We start from the raw sequence: 24,791 nt of genomic DNA on the forward strand, positions 1-24,791 counted from the left end.
GATAACATTTCCCTCAAAATAACCCAATACCCCGCTCATCCCAGCGGGAAATATCACCATTGCCAAATTTTATAAGTGTTTGTCATAATTGTATAACGCTTCCCTCCTGCTGATCAGTCACCTTTGTTATCTATCCACATACTGATTTAGCATGCAACATACAACACCCACACCTGAAGCCATTGCCCTGGCCATCAAACAGCAGGCAGAAACAATATATGCCGGCGATTTTTCCTTTCCGGAGAATTTCAGTCTGGCCGAACAGCTGACACAAGCGCTGCAGCTCGACTATTCCATCCTCTGCCAGACCTTCCTGGCAAAGGAAAACATTACATTAGAAAAGTATATAGAAAACCTGCGAATTGAGAAAATAAAGGAATTACTGGTATATAGTAATGATACCCTGCCACAAATAGCTGCCAAACTGGGCTTTCTGCATGCCCGGCAGATGGCGGCCCATTTCAAGGCCCATACAGGCCTCAATACGGGCTATTTCAGGGAAATCCGGAAGTCCAGGCTGTCTATTAAAGATATGCCAGGCAAACCATCTTAAAATTATATACAACTCCACCTTAATCATATAACACTCCCCCGGTATGTAACCGGTAGCTTTGTAAAAAATTAGCCACTATGAATACTTTAACACTCGATCATACATCCAGGGCCACTGGCCATCAACATAAAAAAGGACTGATCAAAGAAACCTTTCCTGTACTCGAAATGACCTGCGCCGCCTGCGCCATCAGCGTGGAGTCTACACTCGGCTCCGTAGAAGGCGTACAAGCCGCCGGCGTTAACTTCGCCAACCAGAGCGCCTGGGTCGAATACAACCCCGCCGCTGTTACACCCGAACAATTACGCGATGCAGTAAGATCTATCGGTTATGACATCGTCATTGAAAGAGAAAACCAGGACGAAATAAAAGAAGCAGCTCAGCAGAAACATTACCAGGAAGTGAAACAACGGACCATCTGGGCTTCTGCGCTCTCCCTCCCTATCGTGATCATCGGTATGTTTTTTATGGACATGCCTTATGGCAACTGGATCATGATGGCACTCGCCACACCAGTGGTGTTTTACCTGGGTCGTAGTTTCTTTATCAACGCCTGGAAACAAGCCCGTCATGGTAAAGCCAACATGGACACACTCGTAGCCCTGAGTACCGGTATCGCCTGGGTTTTCAGTGCCTTCAACACCCTGTATCCGGAATTCTGGCATCAGCGCGGATTGCACGCCCACGTATATTTTGAAGCAGCCGCGGTAGTCATCGCTTTTATCTCTCTTGGTAAACTGCTGGAAGAAAGAGCGAAATCCAACACCTCTTCCGCTATTAAAAAACTGATAGGACTACAACCTAAAACCGTACTGCTGGTAGACGCTTCCGGCAACACCCGCGAAGTGCCCATCTCTACTGTAAAAGTAAACGACATTCTGCTGGTGAAACCCGGTGAAAAAATACCAGTAGATGGTACTGTTACTGCCGGCGACTCTTATGTAGATGAAAGTATGATCACTGGCGAACCCGTGCCTGTACTGAAAAAAGAAGGGGAAGGCGTTTTTGCCGGCACCATCAATCAGAAAGGCAGCTTCCGCTTCAAGGCAGACAAAGTAGGTGCTGACACCCTGCTCGCACATATCATCAAAATGGTACAGGAAGCACAGGGCAGTAAAGCGCCGGTACAAAAACTGGTAGACAAAATTGCCGGTATATTCGTTCCCGTAGTCATCGGTATCTCCATCCTTACCTTCCTTACCTGGATCATTGCCGGTGGAGACAACGCCTTCACACATGCCCTGCTCACTTCCGTGACAGTACTGGTGATCGCCTGCCCTTGTGCACTCGGACTGGCCACTCCTACCGCCATCATGGTGGGCGTAGGTAAAGGCGCCGAAAACAATATCCTGATCAAAGATGCCGAAAGCCTGGAACTGGCACATAAAGTAAACGCCATCATCCTCGACAAAACCGGTACCATCACTGAAGGAAAACCAGTAGTGACCGACCTCTTGTATAACAACAATCATCCTGATTATAACCTCATCCAGTCTGTTTTATTCTCTCTGGAACAACAGTCAGAACACCCGCTGGCAGCCGCTATTGCTCAGCATCTGCAACAGGAAGGCGTTCAGCCGGTTAACCTGACTTCTTTCGAAAGCGTTACCGGTCAGGGTGTAAAAGGTGTATTTGAAGGCCAGACCTATCTCGCAGGTAATAAAAAACTGCTGGAAGAAAACGGTGTCATGCTGGACAGCCAGTCTATGGCCACCGCCGGCAACCTGCAGGCAGCAGCCAAAACCGTGATCTTTTACGCCAGCGGCAAACAGATACTGGCCGTAGTAGCCATCGCCGACAGAATCAAAGAAAGTTCCGCTACCGCCATCGCCGCATTGCAACGTCAGGGTATCGCAGTATACATGCTCACCGGCGACAACCAGCAGACCGCAGCAGCTGTGGCCAAACAGGTAGGCATCACCCACTATACCGCTGAAGTAATGCCGTCCTATAAAGCCACCTTTGTAAAACAGTTGCAGGAAGAAGGTAAAACCGTAGCAATGGTTGGTGATGGTATCAACGACTCCCAGGCACTGGCACAGGCAGACGTCAGCATCGCCATGGGTAAAGGCTCTGACATCGCCATGGACGTGGCTAAAATGACGCTGATCACCTCCGATCTGAACAGCATTCCCAAAGCGCTGAAACTGTCTTCCAAAACAGTCCGCACCATCAAACAGAACCTTTTCTGGGCCTTCATCTACAACATCATCGGTATACCGGTGGCAGCAGGTATCCTGTTTCCTGCCTACGGTTTCCTCCTGGACCCGATGATTGCCGGCGCCGCCATGGCCTTAAGTTCTGTAAGTGTTGTTTCCAACAGCCTCCGGCTGAAAACAGCTAAACTCTGATCCATCCGTATTCTTAAAACAACAACATGCCTTTAACATATACCTGGTACACCCAAAAAGTCATCCGGGAAACAACAGACACTGTTACTATTATTTTCGATACCCGTGGGGAAACCTTCCATTACCAGGCCGGCCAGTTCATCAATCTCACACTGACGATTGATGAACGGCCGGTAACACGGTCTTACTCCCTTAGCTCCGCGCCCGAAACAGATCTTCATCCAGCCATTACCGTTAAAAAAGTAGACGGAGGCCTCATGAGCAGCCACATTACCGCACAAGCCGAAACCATCCGCAGCTGGGAGATAGACGGACCTTATGGCTCTTTTACACCGGCAGCCGATATTACGCCTTACAAACATGTGGTATTGCTGGCCGGCGGCAGCGGAATCACACCCCTGTATTCCATCGCAAGATCTATCGCCAGCCGGCAGCCGGAAACCAGGATCACCCTGCTCTACGCCAGCCGTACAGTAGCAGAAACGATCTTCAAACCAGCCCTCGATACCTGGCAGTCACAGCACAACAATATCCAGGTCCGGTATGTTTTATCCAGACATACGGCTACTGACAACGATCCGCAGGATATCCTGCCTGGCAGGCTTAACAGGATCATCATCAAAAAACTGGTAAAACAGGCCATGGGCAGTGCGGAGACGTCTCCTCACTTTTTCATCTGCGGTCCTTCCGAACTGATGAACATGCACCAGGAAGCACTGACCGCACTGGGGATACCGGAAACGCATATACTAAAAGAATGGTTTGCGCCGGAAGCTACCACTCCTACCGTTGTGCTGCCCGACAGCAACCAGGAAGTACTGTTGCACTATTACGAACAAAGCAACCTGGTGGACGTACAACCCGGACAAACCATCCTGGCGGCCGCCCTGGAAGAGAGGATACCACTGCCCTACTCCTGTAAAGCCGGTACCTGCGGCAGATGTACCGCCAGACTTACCAAAGGCAGCGTACATATGCAGCAAAACTACAGCCTGCGGAAAGAAGAGCTGGAAGCCGGCTATATACTGCTCTGCCAGAGCTTTCCGCTCGACGATGAGGTTACGGTAGAGATCGGGGAATAACAACATAATTATGTAAAACGATTACTCAATTGTATAACAGTAAAGCCCTGAGCCCGGCGTAATTTTACATCATCAACAATAACAAAACACTTCAACCACATTAAAAAATAAAAAGATGAAAACAGTACAATTCAAAACCAATATTAAATGTTCAGGTTGTATAGAAAAAGTGACTCCGGGATTAAACGCCACTGCTGGTGCAGATAACTGGGAAGTAGATCTTCTGTCACCCGACAAAGTACTGACCATTTCTGCTCACGAAGTAGATGCAGCGGCTATACGCCAGGCCATCGAAAGTGCAGGTTACAAAGCTGAAAACATCGCCTAAAAAAATCGCCTAAAAAATATATTTGCCATGAAAAAACTCATCCTCCTTGCTTCCATGTTCACCGCCTTATTTCAATTCAAAAGTGAGGCACAGGACAAACAACTGTCACCGTTGTTAACAGACTACTATAACATTAAAGATGCGCTGGTGAGCGGTAATACCGCTGGTGCAGCCACTGCAGCCACTACCTTCGTACAGGCCGCCAAAGGCGCAGACATGAAAGCTATGAGTCCTGCTGCACATACCGCCTACATGGCCCTGCAGGAGAAGCTGATCACCGACGCTTCCAATATCTCCGGTTCCAAAGACCTGGCCAAACAAAGGGAATATTTCAAAACATTGTCTGACAATATCTACCAGCTGGCCAAAGATGTAAAACTGTCTGCCCAACCGGTATACCAGGACTACTGCCCCATGAAAAAAGCCTACTGGCTCAGCAGCAGTACCGCCATCAAAAATCCATACTATGGCAACCAGATGCTTACCTGCGGTAAGATCAACGATACCATCAAATAACTTTTTTTCGCAAGGGAGAGTGGCTATGTCTGCTCTCCCTTGTTACTACACTGTTTTGCGCTTCCGCGCGATAATCACTTCTTATGAAACATTTCTTCGCACTCCTCCTTCTCTTCATCGCCTACAACACTGTCTCTGCACAATCTGATGACAAACCCAAAACCATCCGCTACGATCTCTATGTAGGCGATACCATGGTTAACTATTCCGGTAAAACCAGGCATGCACTCGCTATCAATGGCACCATTCCCGGTCCTACCCTGCATTTCACAGAAGGAGACACTGCTGAGATATATGTGCACAACACCCTTCATCACGAAACTTCCATCCACTGGCACGGCCTTATCCTCCCCAATCAGGAAGACGGCGTCCCCTACCTTACTACTCAGCCGATCAAAGGCATGCAAACACATAAGTTCCGTTTCCCGGTGGTACAACACGGCACCTACTGGTACCACAGTCACACCATGTTCCAGGAACAGAGCGGCATGTACGGCTCCATCGTTTTCCATAAAAGAAACGCAGTCCCTGAGAAGGAACAGGTAGTACTGCTCAGCGACTGGACCGATATACATCCGCACCAGGTAAACCGTATGCTGCACAATGCCAGCGACTGGTTTGCCATCAAAAAAGGCTCTACCCAGAGTTATGCAGAAGCCGTTAAAAAAGGTTATTTCGGCACTAAAATTAACAACGAATGGAAACGTATGAACGCCATGGATGTAAGCGACGTCTACTACGAACGCTTCCTGACCAACGGTCAGCCTACCGCTTCCAACACCACCTATAAAGCCGGCGATAAAGTAAGACTGCGCGTCATCAACGGCAGCTCCTCCACCTATTTCTGGCTCGGCTACGGCGGCGGCAAACTCACCGTAGTAGCCAATGACGGCGCCGACGTAGAACCCGTAGAAGTAGATCGTCTCCTGGTAGGTGTATCCGAAACATATGATGTGATCGTCACCATCCCCGACAATAAAAGCTATGAATTTCTGGCTACCGCAGAAGACAGAACCAACAGCACCTCCTTCTGGCTGGGATCCGGAGAGAAAGTAGCCGCCCGTCATCTGCCCAAACTCAAGTATTTCGAAGGCATGAAAATGATGAACGGCATGATGCTCATGAATGGTAACCTCGACACCAGCGGCGGCATGATGATGACCAATCAGATGATGGACATGAACACCGTGATGTATCCAGAGATCACAGAACCCGATTCTACCGCCGGCGATATCGTGACACTCAACTACGGCATGCTCAAAGCACCGGAAAAAACCACACTGCCCGAAGGTCCTACCAAAGTACTGAACTTTGAACTGACCGGTAATATGAACCGTTACGTATGGACCATCAACAACAAAACCGTGTCTGAAGCGGATAAAATCCTGATCAAAAAAGGCGAAAACGTCCGCATCATTCTCTATAACAACACCATGATGCGTCACCCGATGCACCTGCATGGACACTTCTTCAGAGTATTGAACGGTCAGGGGGAATATTCCCCGCTCAAAACCGTACTGGACATCATGCCCATGGAGACAGACACGATTGAATTTGCCGCCACCGAAAGCGGAGACTGGTTTTTTCACTGCCATATCCTCTACCACATGATGAGTGGCATGGGCCGGGTATTCAGTTATGAAGACTCCCCTCCCAATCCGCAGGTACCAGATCCCGCAATGGCATACCGTATGCTCAAAAAAGATGACCGAATGCTGCATCTGATGGGTCAGGTAGGTCTGGAAAGCAATGGCAGCGACGGTGAAATCATGCTGGCCAATACCCGCTACCGCCTCTCCGCCGAATGGCGTATAGGCCTCAACGATAGACATGGCTATGAAAATGAGACCCACTTCGGACGTTACTTCGGTAAAATGCAATGGCTGTTTGGCTACGTAGGCTGGGATGTACGCTACCGCAAAATGGAAGAAGACGAAAAAAACCTCTTCGGCCAAAAGAATACCAAGGACTTCAGACAGGTACTACACCTCGGCGTTCAGTATACCCTACCCATGCTCATCCTCGCCGACGCCTCCATCGATACCGACGGCCGCCTGCGTGTACAGCTGATGCGCGATGACGTACCCATCACAAGAAGGTTGCGGTTCAATTTTATGGTCAATACCGACCGGGAATATATGGCTGGCTTCCGTTACATCTTCACGCGCCATTTCGCACTCTCCACCCACTACGATAGCGACATGGGCCTTGGCGCGGGGATTACGCTCTCTTATTAAATTCCCAGGGCTGAAGCCCTGGGCTATTTTTGTTGTAGGGGTAAGACGGGGGTTTTAAAAATAGGGAGGTTCTTTTTTAGAAATTGGTTGATATGGGATTAATTAGCCGACAACAATTTGGCCCAGGGCTATTTTTGTTGTGGGAATAAGACGGGGGTTTAAAATGGGGATGTTCTCTTTTTAGATATTGGTTGATATGGGATTAATTAGCCGACAACAATTTGGCCCAGGGAAATAAGGACGTATTGATTAGTATTGTATGAATTTGCTAAAAGATCTTCTCAAACAATTTTAGCCCAGGGCTTCAGCCCTGGGATTTTTATTTTTTATATATTCGGCTATGAAAATCGCGATAACCGGTGCGACAGGTTATATAGGATCGGTGCTGACCCCTATACTGCTGGCCGAAGGACACCAACTACGGATACATGCCCGTTCTGCGCAGCGGGAAGTTACCGGCATTACTTACGTATATGGTTCACTGTTAGACCCTGAATTTACAACGACCTTCACTTCCGGTATGGATGCGGTGATACATATGGCGGCCATTATCTCTGTGAGTGACCAGCCTGACAGGGAAGCCTTCCATTTTAATACGGAATCCACCCGTTTGCTGGCGGCAGCTGCACAGCGAAGCGGCGCCAAACGTTTTCTGCTGGTGAGCTCCATCACCGCCTACGATCAATATCCTTATGAAGAGAAGATGGACGAAAGCCGTCCTTTTACGCAGGGGATGCGCTATGGCTACGACCATTCCAAGGCAGTATCCCAGCAGATTGCCATGAACTATAACCGTGATGGGCTGGAGGTGATCGCACTGGCACCAACGGCAGTGGTGGGACCGTTTGACAGGCGCCCTTCACTGGTGGGAGATGCGGTGATCCGGATTTACAAGGGAAATATTCCGGCACTGTTTCCCGGCGGCGTTGATTTTGTGGATGTACGGCATGTGGCCACAGCTATTGTACGGGCGCTGACAGCCGGCATTCCCGGGGAAGCATATATCCTGAGCGGACAATGGACTACTCTCAAAACGCTTGCTGCCCATATCGGAGAAATCCGGGGAAAACGTGTATCCCTGCCCGTATTACCCATATGGCTGGTGATGGGACTGCTTCCGCTGGTACGGTACTATGCACGACTCAGTGGCGGCGCCCCCTACTACACCCGTCAATCGGTATATAACCTTATCCGTAGCAACCGCAGCATAGACAGCAGCAAAGCCCGGCGGGATCTCGGTTTCGGAACAGCGGACCTGGCCACTACTTTAAAAGACACTGTTCAATGGTTTAAGGAAAATAAAATGTTGTCATGAGCCTATACCTTTCACTTCAACAATATTACCTCTTCATCGCCTGCTGGTCAGCCATCGGCGTTATTACCGCACTCTATCTGCTGAAAAGGGAGGCTCCCTATGGCCGTTACACCTCGGATAAGTGGGGGCCTATGGTCAGTAACAAACTGGGCTGGATATTCATGGAAACTACCGTGCTGGTATCTTTCTTTGCCTGGCAACCTATTACCACTGTTCAATGGACTTCGCCTGCCGGGGTGATGACCGGGATGTTTCTGGTGCATTACCTGCACCGTAGTTTCGTGTATCCGTTGATGATACGCACCCGTGGTAAAAAGATGCCGCTGGTAATTATGTTGTCTGCCATGCTGTTTAATACAATCAACGGCTCCCTGCTGGGCGCCTGGTTTGCTGATTATGCGAAGTATCCCGACAACTGGTTGACCAGTTTTCCTTTTATAGCCGGGGCTTTGCTGTTTGTGACAGGCATAGCGGTAAACTGGTATGCTGATTACCGGTTGATACATCTGCGCAAGAAGGGAGAAACCGGCTACAAGCTCCCACAGGGAGGCATTTTTGAATATATCACCTCTCCTAACCTGATGGGCGAGATTCTTGAATGGGGCGGTTATGCCCTGCTGACCTGGAGCGCACCCGCCCTGGCCTTCTTTATCTGGACCTGTGCCAACCTGGTACCCAGAGCCGTGGCTAACCAACGCTGGTACCGGCAACAGTTTCCGGCCTACCCTGCACAACGCCGGATACTGCTGCCTTTTATATGGTAACGTTAAAGGGCATACGCTTTTATCTGCAGACAGGAAGGAGCCGGCATCTTCAGTTCGTTACCGGTCTTTTTTAACAGGCCGGTAACGGTATTCCGTTCAAACACCACTACATTGTTGCTCATCTGATTAGCCACCAGCAGGTATTTCCCGGTAGGGTCTATTACAAAATTACGGGGATGGTTGCCACCGGTCTTTTGACGGGCAATCCTGGTCAGCGTTCCTTTTTGCTGATCTATCTTATAAATCACGATGATATTTTCTGACGCTCTGGTAGAGGCATACAAAAAGCTGCCATCCGGAGAAATGTGTATGTCTGCGCCACTGTAGTCGATGTCTGCGCGGCGTTTATAATGCGCTGAAATACGCTGCAGGCTGTCCAGCCGCCCGTGCTGGTAATGGTAGACAGACACCATGCCAGAGAGCTCTTCTATACAATAGGCATATGGCAGGCCGGGATGGAAGGCGAAATACCGATGTGCTCCCCTGGTGTAGTTAGCCACTGCCAGCCATTGGCGGCTGTTGTGTTCTGTCAGATAAACCGGGTTTTCACCTCCGCTGGGCTGACTGTTGATGAATGTAGCCTTACTGTTGACAGGATCGAAGGCAAAGCTGCTGACGCTCCCCGCTCCGGGTGTTTGCGCTTCCGTACAGGCGTATACGTAGTGACCACTGGCCGATGGTATCAGGTAGGCGGGATTTAATACCTGGCTGACGGAACTCGTTTGTTGTAAGGAGCCGTTGCCCGGATCAAAGCGGTAAATATAGATGCCGTCTTTGTTTTTATCACGGTTATAGGTGCCTATAAACAGATAATATGCTGGGCTTTTGCAGAGAGCGTATATAACACCAGCAGACACAACAGGTAATATTTTCTGAACAAGGGAAGTGATTTAAAAATGTGCAGACAAAACTATCAAAGCGCCTGCACAAAACATAATGCTCTCCCCGTTAACCATCTCCGGAAAAAAATTTCATACAACCAAATGGTTGCATATATTTGCACAACCAAAAAGGTTGCATATTCTTATGAGACGAGATGTGTTTCAGGCAATAGCCGATCCAACGAGGAGAGAGATCATAGGTATTGATTGCCACTGAATCATTAAATGTAAATGCGGTGGCAGACAACTTTGACCTAAGCAGGACCGCCATTTACAAAATTATCCCGGAAAACTTCAAGCAAAAAAATAAAAAACATGGCGACAAAAAATGACAGCGCTACTGCTACGCGGGAACTGGTGATCCACCGCACCTTCGACGCTCCAAGAGAGCTGGTTTTTAAAGCATGGACAGAACCGGAATACCTGATCAAATGGTGGGGGCCAAAAGGATTTACCAATACATTTCATGAGATTGATGTGCGCCCTGGTGGCATATGGCGGTATACCATGCATTCCGCAGAGGGACAGGATTTTGAAAACAGGATTACCTATTCCGCAGTGGAACCACCCTATCGGCTGGCCTATCTGCATGATTCCGGGATTGATAATGACCCTGACCGCTTTGAGGTGGATGTTCATTTTGAAGAACAGGAAGGCAAAACCCATCTGACGATGCGCAGCATCTTCCTTTCTGCAGCAGTACTTGAGAAAGTAGTAAGGGAGTATGGTGCCGTGGAAGGAGCCAATCAAACACTGGACAAACTGGAAGCAGCATTGGCGACTATGCAGTAAAATACTTGTCAAATAAACACGTATCGCAAAGGAATTCCTTTGCGATACGTGTTATTAAAGTCAGTCTATATCACTTTCCCGTCGTATCCCGTTATGATCAATTCTGCAGTTCCACTTGCAGACGGGAAACAGCCCTGTATTATTTCTCTCCACTACCCCACTGGCAATCAGATTATCTCTATCACCGTGTTCGTTTATATCATCCATATACACCGTTACCGGTTTCCCTTCAAATATAAGGACTTCGTTTCCATGGCTATCAAGCTTTATATCTGTCTGCGAAAGCAGCACCAGATTCTCTTCCAGCATCTCATTAAAGTCTACATACAGTATGGGCTTATCCATTTTGTCTTGTTTTCTTATTCGAAAAACATAGTATCATAGGTGGGTGTTCCCTTTACATCTTCCTTCAATTTATCCACCCAGCCAAAGTCTCCTTTAATGCAAGGCAGTAGATAAGCCTGCATCAGAAGGCAAAGGTTTCTCGTACCCGACTCTACTTTTTGTAAAGTGGGAAATATTCCAATGTTGGTATCCAGCTTTGGAGGTTTGAAGTCAGGATTCATTTCTGCTTCCGGAACCAGATAAGTGAGGGCATGTGTTATGGACAGACTATATCTGGTATGTGTATCTGCAGTGGAAAAGCGTAGTTCCAGGTCGCTGTCAAACCCCTCTTGTATAAAAAGCGTACACCTGGGAAATTTAACCTCCACCATTAACCCGCTATCCTCCAGGATATAAGAGGCTGGCCACTCAAACTCAGCCATTATTTCGGCTACCAGCTCTGTTGTCAAAAACGTTGGTGGATCATAATACTCTTCTTCTTCCATATTCTTACTTTATTTTAACGGCCCCCGTACGGTTTTCCAAGATACGATATCCATTTGCTTTCAGGTATTCTATTTCTCTTGAGAAAATGGATTTAACCAACACCTTCTGATCATTCTCCAAAATCGGGGCACCATTCTCATTCATCCTGTAAGCATACTGTTTGGTAACCTTATCCCTTACAAACAGGCTTCTCATATCATTTGGATCAGAAACAAACCTGAATTCATCTCCGCGTGCAATAGCCGCATCTATCCACGGCTTATTGGCAGTTTCCCAGAACTCCTCAGTTACAGCGTCCCAATAGGCAGTGATCCCTTTCTGCTCTTTCAGATACTCGAGGTCACTCTGAATCTGGCCCCACTTACCTGATCTGAGGATATTGATACCACCTGGATTAGCACCATAGTTTGGTTGCATCTTTGCGATGTCTCTATTTCCTGCATCGGCCACTAAGTTAACATCTTCCAATATACCTGTAACCGTTACTGTTCTGCCGTTTGCTACATTAATTCTATTACCTCCGAAAAGTTCAGTATTATTAGCGGGCTTTACAAGCAGATACTCTCCTCTTTTATACGCTCCTACCGACCAGGATTTATTACCCTTCGATTTGGTTATCGTTGTGACACCTGCTTCATCTACAGTTCTCGTAATGATTATCTTATCGTTCTTACCGAGCTGCACAAACTTACCAACCCCTTCTTTCGTAGACAGATTAAAGACAGGTGCTTCGGATGCATTGCCTTTAGGAGTCAGCAGCCTGAACTGCTGCTCTACTTTGATACCGCCGTTCTCAAATACAGTCACGACACCTTCATTAGCCACCAGCTCTCTGCCCATGTTCCGGCTCAGATGCTGCGCTGTCTCGAGATCCGCGCAGGACAACAGTACCAGCCGTTTGTTGGCCAGGTCCTCCTGACTTTCAATCCATTTGGACAGGGAACGATGTGTAAGCGGAATTTCTGTACCCTTATGGATAACATAGTAGTTACCTTCTTCCCCATGCACCACCAGATAAACATTACCATCACCGGTTTTATTCAGCCATTGTGCCACATCCTGTACATCCTCACCCAGCGCGACTGACCTGCGGCCTACTTCAGCTGCATCATCAGCCTCCTTCTGTAACTGCAATGCATAATCCGCTTCCAGGTTGTCGAGCTGACGAATACCATCCCTGCCAAAAGATTCCAGCTTGGCTGCCAGCTCCGGATTCGTTTCCCGCAATGCCTTCAGATCGGTCAGCTCATATTCCTTGTACGCCGCCTTCATCTCTTTAAGGGCAACGGTATACTCCAGGTAGTTTTTAGCAAGACCATAATAAAGACGGGCACCTTGTGCTACCAGCACATAGGTATTTACTTTCTCCCATGCCTTTACGAATTTTTTACCACTTTCTGATTTGGCCAGTTGCTCTTCATTCTGGATGATATAAAGGTTACCATTGGCCACCACCATATCCACAGTAGCCCATAAAAATGCTCCTGCCGTAATTCCCGGAGTCAGCATCTGCTTTGTAGCCAATGTCACAATGAGTTTGTTGGCCAGAATAGCGATGTCCAGGTTTTCATACTTGTTGGCGATATAAGCCAGACTCATAGCCGGCAGATAGGCGCTCATGGCTGAGTCAGGATACTCCTTCAAGTTGTAGTAAATTTCTACCAACTCGAATGGCCGCATGGAGAAAGTAGGATGATCAAGGCTTACCCCCGCATATCTGAACCCAACAGATACAGTACCGTCTTTTGCAAACAGCTCCGCATCAATAGGCTTCTTATAATGAATCAGATTTTCTGTTCCATACCACTCTTTCTTATAAATATAACTTGGGAATATCTTCACCTCGCGGGCCAGGGCATATTCGAAATAGGAATCGCGAACGCCGTAAGCCTTATGGAAGGCAGCATAGTTTGCATCTTTCGCGTCATACTCCTTCTGCCATTCCACCGATGATTTAGACCGGAAGTACAACTGAGACATCGCAGAGAAATACTCATCCAGTTCAGCACCGTCGATACTATAGAACAACTTGCTCAGCAGGTAGTCGTAGTTCTTGTCAAACATATCGATCAATCCTGCTGCATCTTTGTCCGGTGTACTTCTGATCAGCTTCACAATAGACATCTCGTCCGTATCTCCAACTCTCCAGCCGTTTACAATATTTGTAATAAGGCTGAAACGATCTTCCAGACAGATGTAGGTCTTCATGTCATCTTCGCTGACAACTGCCACGAGATTATCCAGTGCTGTACTCTTAGGATCTTTCGCCAGTTCTATCAGTACATTCTGTATCGACTTCGGCTTCTTCTCCAACGGCAGCGTACAATTAATACATTGATCACCGGTCACCTCCTTCACACCAATCATTTTCTTCTCATCATCCACAAACCTGATTTCAGAGAAAGAAGCATACTTCGCTTTCTGCGCTGTATACCTGCCCGCATAGAAGACCACCTTACACGGAGAGAACTCCACACCTGCCACCACCAGTCTGGTTCCGGTAGTTTCTATCTGGTCATATTTCTTTTGGGCGGCATCGTAGTAGCCGGTAAAATTACCACTCACGAAATAGGCCATCCAGTATTGGTTATCCTTGTAGAAAGCTGTCACCACACCGATCGCTTCTTTGGACAATGGTGATTTCTCTCCCGTTGCTTTTACTTCGAGATAACCACCGAAGGATACCTTCACGTCTCTTTCCAACCGGATAATCTGTCCATCAGGGGTCACATATCCGATTTTCCCGTCTTCGATGTAATCCTTGTCTGTTATATCTTTCAGCAAATAGTCCGATACCCGGATATAGTCACCACTGAAGAGCTGACCATCTTTATCATCTTCAAAAATGCCCCATACATGACCCGGATCATGTACTACGTCCCACTGGTACTTCAGGAGGTTGTAGCCATTATTGTAGTCCATGAGGTTATCGGTGCTACCCTTATCCAGTCCGATACCTGCGCTGAATGTATGTTCCAGCGTAAAGGCACCGTGACCGGTTTCATGCGCTACCGTGCGGGCGATTTTTTCAGCAGTGGCATTTTTTATGAAGATGAAACCGAACTGGCTCTGGCGCGGCATTTTACCCAACAGGTCACCATCTGTCAATGCAGCTTCGTTGACCACAAACAGGTAAGTAGCATCCTTATCTATGTTGTGGGTTTTGCTGTAAGCCTTACGCATGGCTTTTTCCTCGCCGGTGAAACCATTGCCCAGGAAGGCGCTTTTGCTGTCCTGCAGTATGGCATCCTTGTTCAGGTCCCAGTCTTTATTAGCGCGGAAGCTTGTATCCGTTTCTACGGTATACGTGATACCAATCTTTTCATAAGCATCTTTCAGGGCTTTGCTGATGACATCTGCAGATACGTTTGTGTTGTAACCTACCGGCACCAGTACCACCCGTTTTTGTTTGGCCGCATAGCTGGCCACCAGCAGTTTACCCATGCTGATGTATTTACCACCTTTGGTGTATACAGCATATACTTCCTGCGCATCACCGGCAGGGCCGCCGGTCAGCGTGATGATAAATCCATCTTTAGTGGAATCAGCAGGATAAGCAATACCCTTGCCGCTTACAAATTTTATCTTACTTCTGTCGATGTCTTTTGCATTGACCAGTGTAGCGATTACCTGGTCCTGCTCACCCGGAACGATGGCTTTGGCACTAACACGGTAACGGCCATCGGCCAGTTTTTCATAACTGCTGTCGAGTACTGGTTTACCGTAATAGCTGTCTTTCCAGCTATCGAAGGCGTATTTGCTGTCTTTCACTGAGAAGGTGATCATACCGTTGCTCAGATCCAGTGTATTCAGCGCAGCCAGTGCTGCCGGGTTGCCCGCGAGTCCTTTATCACGTGTACCCGCTGACGTTACCTTACCATTTTTATCTACATTATAAAGGTTACCATCAGTATCTTCTATCACCAGCGGTAAAGCCTTTCCTTTCTCTTTATAGTTGATCACCTCTTCCTTCCCGGTATTGGAATCTTTCAGGGTGATAGTGCCTTTATCGGTATCTACTACGATGCTTTCTTTGGTGAACAGATGCAGTTTGGTTGTGATATCCGGAACGATATCACCGGTTTTCACCTGCCCTACTTCATCGCCGCCACGCTGGTGTTTTACAGCGTCGTTCACGAATTTGTCGATACCGTCTGTTACGGCCTGCATTTCACCACGGGTTACTACCAGGTCAGTATTTACAGATATCCTGTTAAACTGCAACAGCATACCGGTGCCAAAGCCTGGTGTAATCACTTTACCACGGCCGCTGAAAACACCATCACCACCGGTTACTTCAGTGAGCATCACGTCAAAGTGGCCGATACGGAAGATGCTGCCGGCAATAGCTGTCGGCAGTGGCGTATTATTCTGTGGCGTCTGCAACAGTGCCGGATCACCGCAGGTGAAAGTGCGGGAGGGTTTAGTCGTTACCGTTACTATGTCGCTGAAGGGGCCGTACACGCCGGCCACGAGCCACTGCAGCCGGGCTTCATAGCTGCGGCCCGGTTCCAGGCTGTTTATATTGAGGACAGTATCACGCGGAGATTCGGCTGTACGCCAGTCGTATTCCACACCGTCCTTTTTGGCGGCGCGGTATTGTACGCGGTAGGCATCTACCTTATAATTCACATTGTCAGAAGCCAGCTGCCAGGAGAGCCTGATCGTTCTTTCGCCGGTAGCCTGACCGGAGAGGGTGGGTTTACCGATTTTGTTAGTCTCAAAAGGATTGTTGCCCAGGTAGGTAAACCGGCAGCTCTGGCTCAGTCCCTGGTTGCTGAACATATCACGGCCGCTTTTGTCGCGGGCCTGTACGATCCATACGTACTCCATGCTATCTGTCAGCGCCGGTTCTCCCGGGCCATAGGCGATGGTATTCTGTTCGGTGGTAATGGTATAGATCGGGCGGGTGCTGCGGACGATATAATCAGGGTTGCTGTTTTTGGGTTTTATTTCATAGAGAGAGAAAATATATTCTGTGCCTCCGCCATCCAGTGGATTGGGCGTATTGCGGCTGCTCCAGCTGAATGTAAGGAACTGCGGGTCCCTTTTCTCCACACGGCTGCCACAGATAGGCATGTTCAACAGGGGCGGGTCGTTTTTCTGGAAGAAAAAGATATTGGCGCCGATGTTACTTACCTGCACCTGCGGACGGCGGTAATCAAAGGCTGTGAAGGTAATACGGTAAGAGCCTTCCGGCAGAGAACGGGTACGTTCGTAGCTGTCGCGGCTAAAACCGCCGCTGAACTCAATATTATTGGTGTTGAGATAATCTGCCAGATCAGTCCCGCTGATGATGGTGGGCACGCCGGCATTAAGCGTCAGCGGGCGTGGATTAAAAGCCGGTGCCGTTCGCATGATCAGCGTACCGTTGCGCTCCACAGTCATCTGCAGCCGTACATCGTAAGAGGGCTTGGTCAGGTCGTTTTGTACCAGTATCACCCGTAGCTTGTCACTGCCCGGTACTGTATAATCCGGAAGATATACACTATAAGGCGGAATAATCTGCGTGCTGGCAGTAACAGGATATTGCTGGGCTACTACAGTTTCTTTAACTGTAAACATGCACAGCAGGAGGCATAGGATACGGATAATACGATACATCTTAATACTAACTCTCTCTTAAAAAATATATAGATTAACGGCTGATAATAAATCTGACGTCTTTACTTTCATTTTCGGCAACTACCCTCAGGATAAAAATGCCGTTATTGGCATTACCCAAAGCAAAACGGTCATCTATCAGGAGTGCCGGGCTATACTGTTGTTTGGCCAGTATACGTCCGTTCAGGTCAAACACGGATACGATCACCTGCTGTTTGCGGCTCATCTTAATCTGGAACCGGAAGTTACCATCATTAGGATTGGGTGACAGTATCACGGTATCGATTACACGTATCGGCAGACTGTTGGATGGGCCTGCCAGTGGGTCGTAGTCGCTGATCTGGATGTCTTTGCGCACTTTGTAACTGCATTCACCGAAGGTGCCCTGCATTTCTACCCAGTAGGTACCCGGGCTGGTGAACTTTATCAGTGGTGTGCCACGGTCGTAGCCCAGCAGGATAGCCTGCGGGTCGAAGGTCCAGCTGACAAAGTCAGGTGCGGGCAGGCTGATTTCCTTGATCACCAGTGTATCATAGGCGTTTTTGCGGGAAGCCACCAGGAAGTTGGCATCCGGCTTAACATTACGTTTGGTGATGGAAGTCTGCTGACTGTTGCCGCAGCCGTTCGCATCCTGAACTTTCACGGTATAGGCACCGGCAGTGAGGTTGCGGAAGGTATTGTCGCTGCTCCAGTTACTGCTGCCCAGTGCATATTGGTAAGGAGTGGTGCCACCTTGTATGGTAGTAGTGATGGTACCATCGTCTATACCATCGCATATCTGAGAGCCAGTCACGGCCAGCGCCAGTAACGGCGGCTGGGTTACTTCATAGCTGTAAGACTGGCTGCAGCCTTTGCCGTCAGTGACTTTTACGCTGTAGCTGCCGGCTTTGAGCTGTGGTGCCTGAGCCCCATTCAGCCCGGCGCTGCTCCACTGGTAACTGTAACTACCATCGCCGCCCGCCGGTTGTAATATCACTGCACCATTGGACTCACCATTACAGCGTACATTCGTTACCGTAGCGGTGGCTGTTACCGGTGGGAACATGGCCGTTACTGCCGTGGTTGCCGACGCGGCACAACCGTTCACATCTTTTACCTGAAGGGTATAATCACCGGCCGGCAATGTTGCAAATACACCATTCGGCTGCGGCGCTCCATTGTTGAGTGTATATTGATAAGGCAATGTACCACCTGCTGCCTGAAGGGTGATTTTTCCGGTAGGATTACCACCACAAGGCAGGTGCGCAATGTCTGAGATCACCAGCGACAGCGGCGCCGCCGGCTGCTGTAAAACAATATTTTTAGTGATTTCACAACCACGTCCATCCCGGACTTTGATGGTATAGTTGCCGGCGCCTATGTTTTTATATTGAGCATTATTCGTGTAGGCACCGCCGTTAACACTGTATTGATACCCCTGATAGCTGCCGCCATTGCCACCGCTGGAGGTCAGGTTGATTTCCCCATCGGTCAGGCCATAGCAGGACACCTGCATACCATGATAATCTGAAGTACTTACTATAGAGGTCAGCCCTGCCGGCGCGGTGATACTTACGAGATCACTTTCCGGAGAATAACATCCTGCAGCATCTTTTACACGGACTGTATAATCGCCCGCTCCCAGCGGGGTGTTATTATTAAATGACGTATAGGCGCCACCGTTCAGGGCGTATTCATTGACAAAACTACCACTGCCGCCATGAGCCTGCACCCGGATGGTTCCTGCCGTACCAAAACAAACGATATCCTGACGGGTGATATTATCAATCACGATAGGCGGATTTAAAGTTGCCACCTTCACCGGCAAAGTGATACCGCAGGTATTGGCATCTCTGACCGTAACAATATAATCACCGTTTGTTAATCCGCTGAATACAGGGCTGCTTTGCCAATTGGTACCATCAAGGCTGTACTGCAGACTGCCGGTACCACCGTTACCTGCCACCATGATACTGCCTGTGAGCACGGCTGCGCAGGGTACATCCTGCTTGCTCACCAGCTGCACGCCCAGTGCCTGGGCGGATTCTGTAAAGGTATAGTTCTGTGATACCATACAACCGCGGCCATCCTGCACCTTCAGGGTATGCTGACCAGCTTTGATACCGGAGAGTAGCGGATTACTGCCAAAAGCACCATTGTCCACCGCATAGGTGTAACCGCTGTAGGCAGCACCGTTACCGCCTGTAGCTGTTATTTGCGCAGCACCGTTGTTACCTCCTGCGCAGGAAATATTATGACCATTATAGTCTGAAAGTGTTGCCGAAAAGCTGATGGCAGCAGGTGGAGCTGTCAGCGTGAGTTTATTATTATAGATAAGACTACAACCACGACCATCTGTTACCTTCAACGCATACACGCCGGCATCAAGACCCGCACCGCTGCTATAGGAACGGGACGTAGCCCAGTTGTCATTGCTCAGGCTGTATTGATAAGTACCATCTCCTCCGGTTGTACCGAGGACTACACCGCCCTGAGTACCGAAACAACGGATATCCGTTACCGTAGTCGTGTTGATATTCAGTGCCGGGTACAGGTAATTAACAACAATCGTGGTGTCTTTCGTACAGCCGTTGGCATCTGTAACATGTAGTGCATAAGTACCCTGCGACAGGTTACTGATCACCGGGGTAGCCGTCAGTGTGCCATTGATATATAACTTATACGGTGTAGCTCCACCCTGAATATTGGTGGAAATACTACCGGTAGCAAGGCCGTAACAATCAATATCCTGATGTGTGGCATTGATACGCAGGGAAGGCTGCACCAGCGTTACGCTGCCGGACACCACACAACCACGGGCATCTTTCACACTGATGTTGTAAGTTCCGGGGCCAAGATTGGAAAATACATTCCCGGATTGATAAACACCATTATCAAGTTTATATTGATATCCCGTATAGGCACCGCCGTTGCCGCCTGTTGCCAGTACGGTGATTTTACCGTCAGCCGCGCCGTTACAGGAGATATTAAAGCCGTTAAAGGAAGAGAGCTGTGTTGTAAACGCCAGTGCTGTCGCGGGTAGCGTGATCACAGAAGGATCCGGCAGATCCAGCGTACAGCCTTTACCGTCTTTGATTCTGAAATAATAAGAACCGGACGTATGCAGAGCCGTGCCTGAAGTAAAGGTGGTATAATTCGTACCATCCTGTGTCCAGGCATAGGTGTAGCTGTTATCACCCCCGCTGGCGGAGATCGTAACTGTAGCGCCATCCGCGAGGCAGACTGCGTCTTTGATGGTCACCCCACCGGATTGCAGGACCGACAGCTCAGTGATCGTAACCGTATTTGAAAGTACGGAGCAGTTGGTAGATTTACTATCGGAGACGGTTACACGATAAGTACCCGGAGCAAGTGCATCGATCTTAGTATCGGTATCAAACCAGAAGGGATCTGTCACCCAAATGCCTCCTTTCAGTTGTTCCCACTTATATTGATAGAAGCCGGAACCACCGGAAACAGTGGCTTTCACAATACCGTCCCGGGCACCGTTGCAGGTAATCTCTGTTTTCTGAAGATTTACCTGCAGGGGTAATGGTTCTGTGATGGTCACCGTTTGCGTGAGCACATCATTACAACCGGGCACGCTGTTTTGTACTTTGATGGTATAACTGCCGGCAGTCAATGCGCTGAAAGTACCGTTGCTGTTGCTGACCGGGCTGACACCGGATTTTGTGAGGGTGAAGATATAGCCACCGGAGCCGCCGGTAGCAGAATATTGTAAGGCACCGTCGTTGCCCCCGGCGCAGGTTACCATGTTGCGTGCGTTCATGGAAAGCGTCAGTGGTGCTACCACACTCAGGCTGGCCGGAATACTCCATCCACTGCAGGAAGGGTAATCATTATTAAATATCTGTACCGTATAGTTACCATCACTCAGGCCACTGAAGGTGTAGTTACGCGAAGTTACTGCCCCGCTTTGTTGTACCAGAGAACCATCCTTATACAGCTTGAACTGGTAGCTGGCAACAGCCGGACTGCCCACATCGGCCACCACGGCAATGGAACCATTGCCCGGACTGGCACAGGAAGGATCTGTAGGAAACACGGCTCCTTTTATCTGTTGTGGTTCATTCACGTGTACCGGTACTATCACGTTGGGAGAACACGCATTATCCTCTACTGTCACGGAGTAGTCGCCGCCGGACAGGTTGTTCCAGGTCATGGAATTGCCGGCGGCCTGTTGTTTTGCAGACACGATAGTACCGCCTTTTACCAGGGTAAAGAAATAGCCATTAGTGGCACCATTACCGCCTGCTGCTGTGACAGTGATTTTACCATCATTGGCACCAAAGCAGGAAACATTTGCAGATCCTGCTATATCCTGGGTAGCAGTAAGCGGGTCCAGTTCTGTCATTTCCACCTGAATAGGGCTGTAACAGTTGCCCGCTGTACCGGAAGGATTAATCACCCACAGGGTGTAATTCCCTTTTCGTACGTTGCTGACTGTTATACCACCGGAAACGGGAATATTCTGAGGACTCCAGTCAATAATATCACCACAGGAAGAAGGAGCGCCGCTTGCCAGGTCGGGATTACAGGGAGCCGTGACATTACCCGGGCGTAACAACCAGCGTATAGTGGTGAAGCCACTGGTGATCGCACTTCTGGGAATAAAAATTTCACCGGTGGCTTTTCCAACGCAGGAAGGCTTCTTCTGTATCTTTGATTCATCTATCTTGGGTGCCGCAGGAAGGAAAACATACACATCTGATACCGGAGAATAGGGTGAATAATAGACCTGGTCAGCATAGGTGGCTATTATCCTGCAACGAAAGGTGGCATTTACTTTTCCACTCTTCACTTCAGGAATATTATTTCCAGCTGTAAACGAGAGGCCCCAGTCAGCGTCCTGGCCGGGCGTTCTACTCAACTCTTTCCACGTTTGATTTCCATCCGTACTATACTCCCATGATATTTCCGAGGTAACATAACTATCTGAAAACAGGCGGATATTGTAATTCGTATACAGAAAAACTCCCTGGTCAGCACAGGTTTCGGTATTACTGCTGATAGTAGCTTTCAGCGCAGTGGGGGCAATCATCTGGTAAACAAAGCGTCCCTGGATAGGCCCGTAAGGATAGACCGGGCCATAAAACTTAATCTTATTAATTATCCCGTCCTTTGTTATGGGATATATACGTATACCCGGTACCGTTCCTATTTGTGATTCAATGTTGTTATAAAAATTATATAAAAAATAGGCATACCCCATTACCATTGTTTCCCCTACCACCACTTCGTTTTCAGGTGTTGAAAAGGGTTGGGCGCTCATCGTATAATTGGTTCCACTGGGACTTCTCAGACTAAGGGTTCCCAACTGAGAGGTATATTGACCGGGAACGCCGAAAAAAACAACAGCGCTCTGCGTCTGCGACAGGCCATTTAATCCTGTTAACAGTAACAGGGCACATAGGATGAAAGAATAACGAAACATAGCACGCATAGATTAATACTTCACCAATATCTCTCTGCTCATCACTGCTTTAGCATCTCCTTTCAGCACAGCGGTTATTTTATATTTATAAATATTACCCAATATGATTTCATCATCCACTGACTGCCTCGCTGTACCCTCTATCGTACGGTAAAGGATATACGGCGCATCATTTTTTGCACGATAAATATGGTATTGTTTTACATCCGGCTGATCATATTCCCAAGACAGCAGTACCTGTTTCTTCTCCATATCCACTATACCTTTCCAGTTCTTCACAGCAGGACGTTTACCAGTTTCAAACCAAACATCTCCGCTGATATCTTTCGACTTATTACCGCTATCGTCCCATACCATCAGCTCGTAGAAATAGGTGTCACCCAATACCACAGCCGTATCCAGAAAGGATTCCCGGAGATGGGCAGTATCCCATGCCCCTACTTCGCGGCGGCTGCTGTCTTTGGCATTGATACGGTACAGCGTGTATTTCACTACATCTTCGCTGGTGCTGTTGTTCCATTGCAACACTACGCCGTTTAAACTATCGGAGCGTACAGCCCTGGTAAACACCGGTGTAGAAGGGGCAATAGTATCCGGCCTTTTGAGCGCCAACACCGCCGTATAGGCGGAGGTGTTATAGTTTTTATCGAGTGCTATTATTTTGTAGAATACTTTGGAAGTGAGGGTATGTAGCGTGATCGTATCCTTAAAAGTGGGCTCAGTAAGGATTTCCTGCGTTGCTTCGGTAAACTCTTCTTTAGCGCTGTTGCCCCTGAACACACGATAACCTTTGAGGTCTTTTTCTGTATTGTTATCCCACTTCAGCGTTACTACTCCGGTGGAGTCTACGGTACCGGCCAATCCGGTAGGTGCCGCCGGCGGAATGGTATCAATCAGCTGAGCGAAATAAGGGAAGGAATAAATCGCCTTTCCTCTTTTGGTGATTCCTTTTATCTTGTAATAGTTGGATGCCAGCGGTTTGGGATCAGTAAAACTATATACCGGTGTTTTGTCAGTCTTAAAAGTGGCTATCGGTAAATAAGGACCACTACCCTTTTCGGAACGGGTGACAATGATAGAAGAAAGATTTTTGGCGAGATCGCCGGGCAACAACCAGCGAAGCTCAATCTTTTTATTGTCGATAACGATGATGGTGTCCATAATGGGCCTTTCGGACACGGCAGGCACGCCCATGCCCATTACAACCTGTGAGTAGGGACCATATTCACCAAAAGGAGTAATCCCTTTTACGCGGTAATAGTATTTCACATCATTGTCCGGCAGTGAATCCTGATAATAGGAAAACCCGGCTGCATCAGGAGCAGTAGGAACAACGGGCAGATCTGTTACCGGCCGGAATGTTTTGCCATCAGTACCTCTTTCTACCACATACGCAGAATACATGCCTCTGTTGAAGTTGGTGAGCCAGCCCAATGTAGCGGTACTGTCTGCACAAACGATGGCCAGTTCCGGCGGACGGCCCAGCAGTATGGGTTCATTGAGCGCTGTTACCACAATGGCGGTATCGATGATCAGGTTTTTAGGTTGTTGTCCAACACTGATGCGGTAAGCATAGCGTTCACCAGGCCGTACGGTAGTATCTTCCAGAAAAAGGCCGGCACTTCTTGCCGCGGCCACCGACATATCACAGGCCAGCAGGGCCATGCTCATACGCCAGTCGTTCTGGCTCTGGTTTTCAAACCAGGAGCCGATCCCTTCTTCAGGCTTCACTTTCTTAGCTCCTTCTCCATAAATCAGTTCCGCGACCATCGCTATACGGTCATCTTTCTGCGCAGCGGTCTCCATCTGTTTCAGCGTATAAGGCTTCAACGGTTGTGGTGTCAGCAGTACCGGTTGCGGATGTGGTACCAGCACCCCGTTGACGGAAGTCGTAAAACGTTCTACCGTGTAGCCGTACTTGTTACCTATCTCCCAGGCAATATATCCTGCCGGAGACCAGCGCAGCTGGATCTTTCCGGGCTTGGGATTTGCCAGGCCCACAATACGGTGCTCACTTTGCTGCTGCTGTGCACTGGCGGTGTGCCGGCCCATCAGCAACAACCCCACAGATAACAACCCGGTAAATAGTATACGGTACATTGG

The 24,791-nt window shown here is 48.6% G+C and carries 15 protein-coding genes; 9 read left to right on the forward strand and 6 right to left on the reverse strand.

Annotated features, from left to right (window positions below; all coding sequences use genetic code 11):
• Positions 1–151: 151 nt before the first annotated feature.
• The 8 genes from KD145_RS06180 (at position 152) to KD145_RS06215 (ending at position 9,146) form a co-directional block, all read left to right on the forward strand.
• Complete coding sequence (locus tag KD145_RS06180) at positions 152–553, forward strand: helix-turn-helix domain-containing protein (RefSeq protein WP_212005034.1); 402 nt, start codon at positions 152–154, stop codon at positions 551–553.
• Between the two features lie 77 nt (positions 554–630).
• Complete coding sequence (locus tag KD145_RS06185) at positions 631–2,904, forward strand: heavy metal translocating P-type ATPase (RefSeq protein ID WP_212005035.1); 2,274 nt, start codon at positions 631–633, stop codon at positions 2,902–2,904.
• Between the two features lie 26 nt (positions 2,905–2,930).
• Complete coding sequence (locus KD145_RS06190; protein WP_212005036.1) at positions 2,931–3,986, forward strand: iron-sulfur cluster-binding domain-containing protein; 1,056 nt, start codon at positions 2,931–2,933, stop codon at positions 3,984–3,986.
• Between the two features lie 115 nt (positions 3,987–4,101).
• Positions 4,102–4,314, forward strand: coding sequence for a heavy-metal-associated domain-containing protein (locus KD145_RS06195; RefSeq protein ID WP_212005037.1), 213 nt, complete (start codon positions 4,102–4,104; stop codon positions 4,312–4,314).
• Between the two features lie 27 nt (positions 4,315–4,341).
• Positions 4,342–4,830: a DUF3347 domain-containing protein gene (locus KD145_RS06200; protein ID WP_212005038.1), complete on the forward strand. Its 489-nt coding sequence runs from the start codon at positions 4,342–4,344 to the stop codon at positions 4,828–4,830.
• An 83-nt stretch (positions 4,831–4,913) separates the two neighbouring features.
• On the forward strand, positions 4,914–7,067 hold the full coding sequence (locus KD145_RS06205; protein WP_212005039.1) for a multicopper oxidase domain-containing protein: 2,154 nt from the start codon (positions 4,914–4,916) through the stop codon (positions 7,065–7,067).
• Between the two features lie 340 nt (positions 7,068–7,407).
• Positions 7,408–8,382: an NAD-dependent epimerase/dehydratase family protein gene (locus tag KD145_RS06210; protein WP_212005040.1), complete on the forward strand. Its 975-nt coding sequence runs from the start codon at positions 7,408–7,410 to the stop codon at positions 8,380–8,382.
• Entirely contained in the window at positions 8,379–9,146 is a 768-nt protein-coding gene (locus KD145_RS06215) for a DUF1295 domain-containing protein (RefSeq protein WP_212005041.1), read from the forward strand. The genes KD145_RS06210 and KD145_RS06215 overlap by 4 nt, the downstream gene beginning before the upstream one ends.
• A gap of 2 nt (positions 9,147–9,148) precedes the next feature.
• Here KD145_RS06215 and KD145_RS06220 read toward each other — a convergent pair whose 3' ends face one another.
• Positions 9,149–10,003 (reverse strand): beta-propeller fold lactonase family protein, encoded by an 855-nt coding sequence (locus KD145_RS06220; protein ID WP_212005042.1) that lies wholly within the window; start codon positions 10,001–10,003, stop codon positions 9,149–9,151.
• Positions 10,004–10,342: 339 nt separating this feature from the next.
• Between KD145_RS06220 and KD145_RS06225 the strand changes: the two genes are divergently transcribed.
• Positions 10,343–10,819, forward strand: a complete 477-nt coding sequence (locus tag KD145_RS06225; protein ID WP_212005043.1) for an SRPBCC family protein — start codon at positions 10,343–10,345, stop codon at positions 10,817–10,819.
• Between the two features lie 60 nt (positions 10,820–10,879).
• Here the strand turns inward: KD145_RS06225 and KD145_RS06230 are convergent, their stop codons facing one another.
• The 5 genes from KD145_RS06230 to KD145_RS06250 form a co-directional block, all read right to left on the reverse strand.
• The gene (locus tag KD145_RS06230) at positions 10,880–11,164 is read right to left on the reverse strand and encodes a hypothetical protein (protein ID WP_212005044.1); all 285 of its coding nucleotides are present in this window, start codon (positions 11,162–11,164) and stop codon (positions 10,880–10,882) included.
• A gap of 14 nt (positions 11,165–11,178) precedes the next feature.
• Positions 11,179–11,649, reverse strand: a complete 471-nt coding sequence (locus tag KD145_RS06235; RefSeq protein WP_212005045.1) for a hypothetical protein — start codon at positions 11,647–11,649, stop codon at positions 11,179–11,181.
• 4 nt (positions 11,650–11,653) lie between these two features.
• Positions 11,654–17,215 carry a fibronectin type III domain-containing protein gene (locus KD145_RS06240; RefSeq protein ID WP_212005046.1) on the reverse strand — a complete coding sequence of 1,854 codons (5,562 nt, stop codon included), beginning with the start codon at positions 17,213–17,215 and terminating at the stop codon, positions 11,654–11,656.
• Between the two features lie 73 nt (positions 17,216–17,288).
• The gene (locus tag KD145_RS06245) at positions 17,289–22,697 is read right to left on the reverse strand and encodes a T9SS type A sorting domain-containing protein (RefSeq protein ID WP_212005047.1); all 5,409 of its coding nucleotides are present in this window, start codon (positions 22,695–22,697) and stop codon (positions 17,289–17,291) included.
• A 3-nt stretch (positions 22,698–22,700) separates the two neighbouring features.
• On the reverse strand, positions 22,701–24,788 hold the full coding sequence (locus KD145_RS06250; protein ID WP_212005048.1) for a fibronectin type III domain-containing protein: 2,088 nt from the start codon (positions 24,786–24,788) through the stop codon (positions 22,701–22,703).
• Positions 24,789–24,791 lie beyond the last annotated feature (3 nt).

The sequence above is a fragment of the Chitinophaga sp. HK235 genome, from assembly GCF_018255755.1.
GTDB lineage: Bacteria > Bacteroidota > Bacteroidia > Chitinophagales > Chitinophagaceae > Chitinophaga.

Bases quoted from the DNA above. Each gene is read 5' to 3' on its own strand.
- KD145_RS06180 (WP_212005034.1), top strand. From the start codon at position 152: ATGCAACATACAACACCCACACCTGAAGCCATTGCCCTGGCCATCAAA.
- KD145_RS06185 (WP_212005035.1), top strand. From the start codon at position 631: ATGAATACTTTAACACTCGATCATACATCCAGGGCCACTGGCCATCAA.
- KD145_RS06190 (WP_212005036.1), top strand. From the start codon at position 2,931: ATGCCTTTAACATATACCTGGTACACCCAAAAAGTCATCCGGGAAACA.
- KD145_RS06195 (WP_212005037.1), top strand. From the start codon at position 4,102: ATGAAAACAGTACAATTCAAAACCAATATTAAATGTTCAGGTTGTATA.
- KD145_RS06200 (WP_212005038.1), top strand. From the start codon at position 4,342: ATGAAAAAACTCATCCTCCTTGCTTCCATGTTCACCGCCTTATTTCAA.
- KD145_RS06205 (WP_212005039.1), top strand. From the start codon at position 4,914: ATGAAACATTTCTTCGCACTCCTCCTTCTCTTCATCGCCTACAACACT.
- KD145_RS06210 (WP_212005040.1), top strand. From the start codon at position 7,408: ATGAAAATCGCGATAACCGGTGCGACAGGTTATATAGGATCGGTGCTG.
- KD145_RS06215 (WP_212005041.1), top strand. From the start codon at position 8,379: ATGAGCCTATACCTTTCACTTCAACAATATTACCTCTTCATCGCCTGC.
- KD145_RS06225 (WP_212005043.1), top strand. From the start codon at position 10,343: ATGGCGACAAAAAATGACAGCGCTACTGCTACGCGGGAACTGGTGATC.
- KD145_RS06230 (WP_212005044.1), bottom strand. From the start codon at position 11,164: ATGGATAAGCCCATACTGTATGTAGACTTTAATGAGATGCTGGAAGAG.
- KD145_RS06235 (WP_212005045.1), bottom strand. From the start codon at position 11,649: ATGGAAGAAGAAGAGTATTATGATCCACCAACGTTTTTGACAACAGAG.
- KD145_RS06240 (WP_212005046.1), bottom strand. From the start codon at position 17,215: ATGTTTACAGTTAAAGAAACTGTAGTAGCCCAGCAATATCCTGTTACT.
- KD145_RS06245 (WP_212005047.1), bottom strand. From the start codon at position 22,697: ATGCGTGCTATGTTTCGTTATTCTTTCATCCTATGTGCCCTGTTACTG.
- KD145_RS06250 (WP_212005048.1), bottom strand. From the start codon at position 24,788: ATGTACCGTATACTATTTACCGGGTTGTTATCTGTGGGGTTGTTGCTG.